We start from the raw sequence: 4,436 nt of genomic DNA on the forward strand, positions 1-4,436 counted from the left end.
GGCCGGATCGCCGGCGTGGTGACGGAGAAGGGGCCGATCGCCTGCGATGCGGTGGTGCTGGCCGGCGGCGCCTGGTCGCGGCTGTTCTGCGGCAACATGAACCTGGCCTTCCCGCAGCTGAAGATCCTCGGCTGCGTCATGCGCACCGCGCCGCTGGAGGGCGGGCCGGAGGAGGCGGTCGGCGCCTCCAACTTCGCCTTCCGCAAGCGGCTCGACGGCGGCTACACCATCGCCCAGCGCAACGCCAACCTGGCGCCGATCGTGCCGGACAGCTTCCGGCTACTCTTCGATTTCCTGCCGGCGCTGCGCAAGCAACGGCACGAGCTGCGGCTGCGCATCGGCCGCCGCTTCATCGAGGAATGGCGCCTGCCGCGCCGCTGGGCCCTGGACCAGGCGACCCCGTTCGAGCAGGTGCGGGTGCTGGACCCGGTGCCGGATGACGGCATCCTCGACGAGGGCCGCGCCAACCTGGTCAAGGCTTTCCCGGCCTTTGCGAATATGGTGGTGCAGCAGCGCTGGGCCGGGCTGGTCGACGTCACGCCCGACGCGGTGCCGGTGATCTCCGCGGTCGATTCCGTGCCCGGCTTCTTCATCGCCAGCGGCTTTTCCGGCCATGGCTTCGGCATCGGGCCGGGCGCCGGCCGGCTGATGGCCGACCTGGTGGCCGGCGACACGCCGGTCGTCGACCCGACCCCCTTCCGCTACGCGCGCTTCGCCAAAGGCCCGCTCAAGGCCGCGGCCTAGGAGGCGCGCGATGATCCTTCGTTTTTCGGTTTCGTGAGGTCACCTCGCATGGCTTGGCGCATTGGCGTGGATTCCGGCGGGACGTTCACCGACGTCTGCCTGTTCGACGATGAGAGCGGGCGGCTCGACGTCTGGAAGGTCTCCTCGACCCCGGACGACCCGTCCCGCGGCATTGTCCAGGGGGTGGAGGAGGGGGCGGCCCGGGTCGGCGCCGAGCCGGGCGAGATCGGCTATTTCGGCCATGGCACCACGGTCGGCACCAATGCCCTGATCCAGCATCGCGGCGTGCGCACCGGCCTCCTGACCACCGACGGCTTCCGCGACCTGCTGGAGATCGGCCGCCAGAAGCGCCCGGACCTCTACGACCTGCAGGCCGACAAGCCGGAGACGCTGGTCAGCCGCGACCTGCGCATCGACATCCCGGAGCGCATCCGCCATGACGGCTCGGTGGAGATCCCGGTCGACGAGGACGCGCTGCGCCGGGCGGTGCGCGAACTGCGCGCGGCCGGTGTCGAGGCGGTGGCGGTCAGCTTCCTCTACGGCTTCGTCCGCAGCGAGCACGAGGAGGCGGCGCTGCGCATCCTGGCCGAGGAGTTCCCGGAGGCCTTCGCCTGCGCCTCGCACGACGTGGCGCCGGAGTTCCGGGAATACGAGCGGGTCTCGACCACCGTGGTCAACGCCTATCTCGGCCCGGTGATGCGCGGCTATATCGAGCGGCTTGGCCAGCGGCTGGCCGAGATCGGGGTCAAGGCCGCGCCGCGGCTGACCCAGTCGAACGGCGGCGTCATCAGCTTCGACACGGCGGCGCGGCTGCCGGTCCGCACCGTCCTGTCAGGCCCCAGCACCGGCGTGGTTGCGGCCCAGGCGATCGGGGCGGTCGCCGGCTTCCCCGACCTGATCACCTTCGACATGGGCGGCACCAGCACCGATGTCGCGCTGCTGGCCGGCGGCCAGTGCCGGCTGGCGGGCGAGGCGGTGGTGCATGGCCATCCGATCAAGGCGCCGATGCTCGACATCCACACGGTCGGGGCGGGCGGGGGCTCGATCGCGTATGTCGACAGCGGCGGGCTGCTCAAGGTCGGGCCGCGCAGCGCCGGGGCCTTTCCCGGGCCGGTCTGCTACGGCCACGGCAATGACGAGCCCACGGTGACCGACGCCAATGTCGTGCTGCAGACGCTGAACCCGGTGTCGCTGCTGGGCGGCCGCATGGCGGTGCGCCGCGACCTGGCGGAGGCCGCGATCGGCCGGCTGGCGCAGCGTCTGGGCCTCGGGCCGATGGAGACGGCGCAGGGCATCCTGACCGTGGTCACCGCCAACATGGCCAAGGCGATCCGCGTCATCAGCGTGCAGCGCGGCCACGACCCGCGCGACTACACGCTGATGGCCTTCGGCGGCGCCGGCCCGCTGCACGCCGCCCGCCTGGCCAACGAGCTGGACATCAGCCGGATCCTGGTGCCGCAGACCCCGGGCATCCTCTGCGCCATGGGGCTGCTGCTGACCGACCTGCGGGCCGATTTCGCCGCCACCCGGCTGACCACGCTGGAGGCGGCGGCGCTGCCCGCCATCGAGACCGCCTTCGACGGCCTCCTGGCCCGGGCCGAGGAGTGGTTCGTGCAGGAGGAGGTGCCGCGGGGCGCCCGGCGCGTCACCCGCACCGTCGACATGCGCTATGCCGGCCAGAACTACGAGCTGCCGGTGGCGCTGCCGGACGGGCCGGTCGGGCCGGCGACGCTGGAGGCGCTGGCCGCCGGCTTCGCCCGGGCGCATGAGCGGCAATACGGCTTCGTCGCCGCCGGCGAGCCGGTGCAGCTGGTCACCTTCCGGGTCGAGGCCGCGGGCGTCGTCACCAAGGCGAGCTTCCAGCCGCAGCCCGATGCCGGGCCGGAGGCGGGCCACGCCGTCACCGGGTCGCGCGAGGTCTGGGTGCCGGAGGCGGGGGGCTGGGTCACTTGCCCGGTCTATGACCGCGCCCGGCTCAAGCCCGGCAATCGCATCGCCGGCCCGGCCGTGGTCGAGCAGATGGACAGCACCACCGTCATCCTCCCCGGCATGACGGCCCATGTCGAACCCTACCTCAACCTGGTCCTGGAGGTCCGATGAGCGTCGCCGTCCCGCAGCGCAGCGAGGCCGCGCTCGACCCGATCACGGTCGAGGTCATCGGCAGCGCCTTCGCCTCGATCGCGGAGGAGATGGGGGAGGCGCTGGTCCGGGCCAGCTACTCGACCAATATCAAGGAGCGGCGCGACTGCTCCACCGCGCTGTTCGACCTCGCCGGCAACACGCTGTGCCAGGCCGAGCACATCCCGATGCATCTCGGCAGCTTCATCGGCATCATCCCGCACATCATGAAGCGCCACCCGCCCGACCGGATGCGGCCGGGCGACGTGTTCATCGGCAACGACGCCTATGAGGGCGGCGGCACCCATCTGCCCGACATCGTGCTGGCGGAGCCGATCTTCGTCGACGGGCGGATGGTGGCCTGGGCGGTCAACACCGCCCATCACGCCGACTTCGCCGATCGCGGCCACGCCCATATCTACCAGGAAGGCATCCGGATCCCGCCGATCCGCCTCTATCGCGCCGGCGAGCTGCAGGCCGATGTGCAGGAGCTGGTGCTGCTGAACTGCCAGGTCCCGCGCGAGCGGCTGTCCGACCTGCGGGCGCAGATGGCAGCCAACCGTCTCGGCGTGCAGCGGATGACCGCGCTCTGCGGCAAATATGGGATCGACGTGGTGCTCGCGGCCGGCGCCGCGCTGCAGGACTATGCCGAGCGCAAGATGCGCGCCGGCATCGCCGCGATCCCGGACGGCACCTACCGCTTCGCCGATCGCTTCGACAATCCGGAGCTGGACGGCGAGCTCGATTTCTCGGTCGAGATCACCGTGGCCGGCGAGGAGATGCGGCTGCATTTCGACAGCCCGCCGCAGGTGCGCGGCGGCCTCAACGTCGTCTACACGGCGCTGCTGTCGACGGTCTATTACGCGGTGAAGACGGTGGTCGACCCGACCATCCTGCCCAATGCCGGGCTGGCGCGGCCGCTGACGGTGACGGCGCCCGAGGGCACGGTGCTGAACTGCGTCCATCCGGCGGCGGTCAACGGACGGGTGGCGACCTGCCAGCGCATCGCCGACCTGATCCACGGCGCCCTGGCCCAGGCGGTGCCCGAGCGGCTGACCGCGGCCGGCAACGGCTCCTGCGCGTCGGCCACCTTCATGGGGCGCGACCCGAAGACCGGCGGCCTGTGGGTCTATCTCGAAACCATCGGCGGCGGCAGCGGCGCCCGGGCGGGGAAGGACGGGCTGGACGGCGTGCATGTCCACATGACCAACACCTCCAACCTGCCGGCCGAGGCGCTGGAGCTGGAATATCCGCTGACCCTGCTGCGCTACGAGCTGGTCGACGGCTCCGGCGGCCCGGGCACGCAGCGCGGCGGCATGGGGCTGCGCCGGGTCTATCGGGCCGAGGCCGACTGCCGGGTGCATATCGACGGCTCGCGGCTGCGCTCCGCCCCCTGGGGGCTGGAGGGTGGCCTGGAGGGCGGCCGCGGCGGCTTCGTCTTCGGCCCCGGCGTCGTCCCGTTCGACCATGGCAATGGCGACCTCAAGCGCGGCGACGTGATCGAGATCGTGACGCCGGGCGCGGGCGGCTACGGCCCGCCGGCCGGGCGGGCGGGCGAGGCGGTGCGCCGCGAC

3 protein-coding genes are annotated in these 4,436 nt (G+C 72.1%); all 3 read left to right on the plus strand.

Annotation, left to right across the window (positions count from 1 at the left end; genetic code table 11):
- On the plus strand, positions 1-744 hold a 744-nt coding region (locus tag P409_RS27625), incomplete at its 5' end, for an NAD(P)/FAD-dependent oxidoreductase (protein WP_034845965.1).
- A 48-nt stretch (positions 745-792) separates the two neighbouring features.
- Complete coding sequence (locus tag P409_RS27630; protein WP_034845967.1) at positions 793-2,844, plus strand: hydantoinase/oxoprolinase family protein; 2,052 nt, start codon at positions 793-795, stop codon at positions 2,842-2,844.
- Positions 2,841-4,436: hydantoinase B/oxoprolinase family protein (locus P409_RS27635; RefSeq protein WP_034845969.1), on the plus strand; the 1,596-nt coding region annotated here is incomplete at its 3' end. The genes P409_RS27630 and P409_RS27635, both read left to right, overlap by 4 nt.

It is taken from the genome of Inquilinus limosus MP06 (assembly GCF_000767795.1).
Lineage (GTDB): Bacteria > Pseudomonadota > Alphaproteobacteria > DSM-16000 > Inquilinaceae > Inquilinus > Inquilinus limosus_E.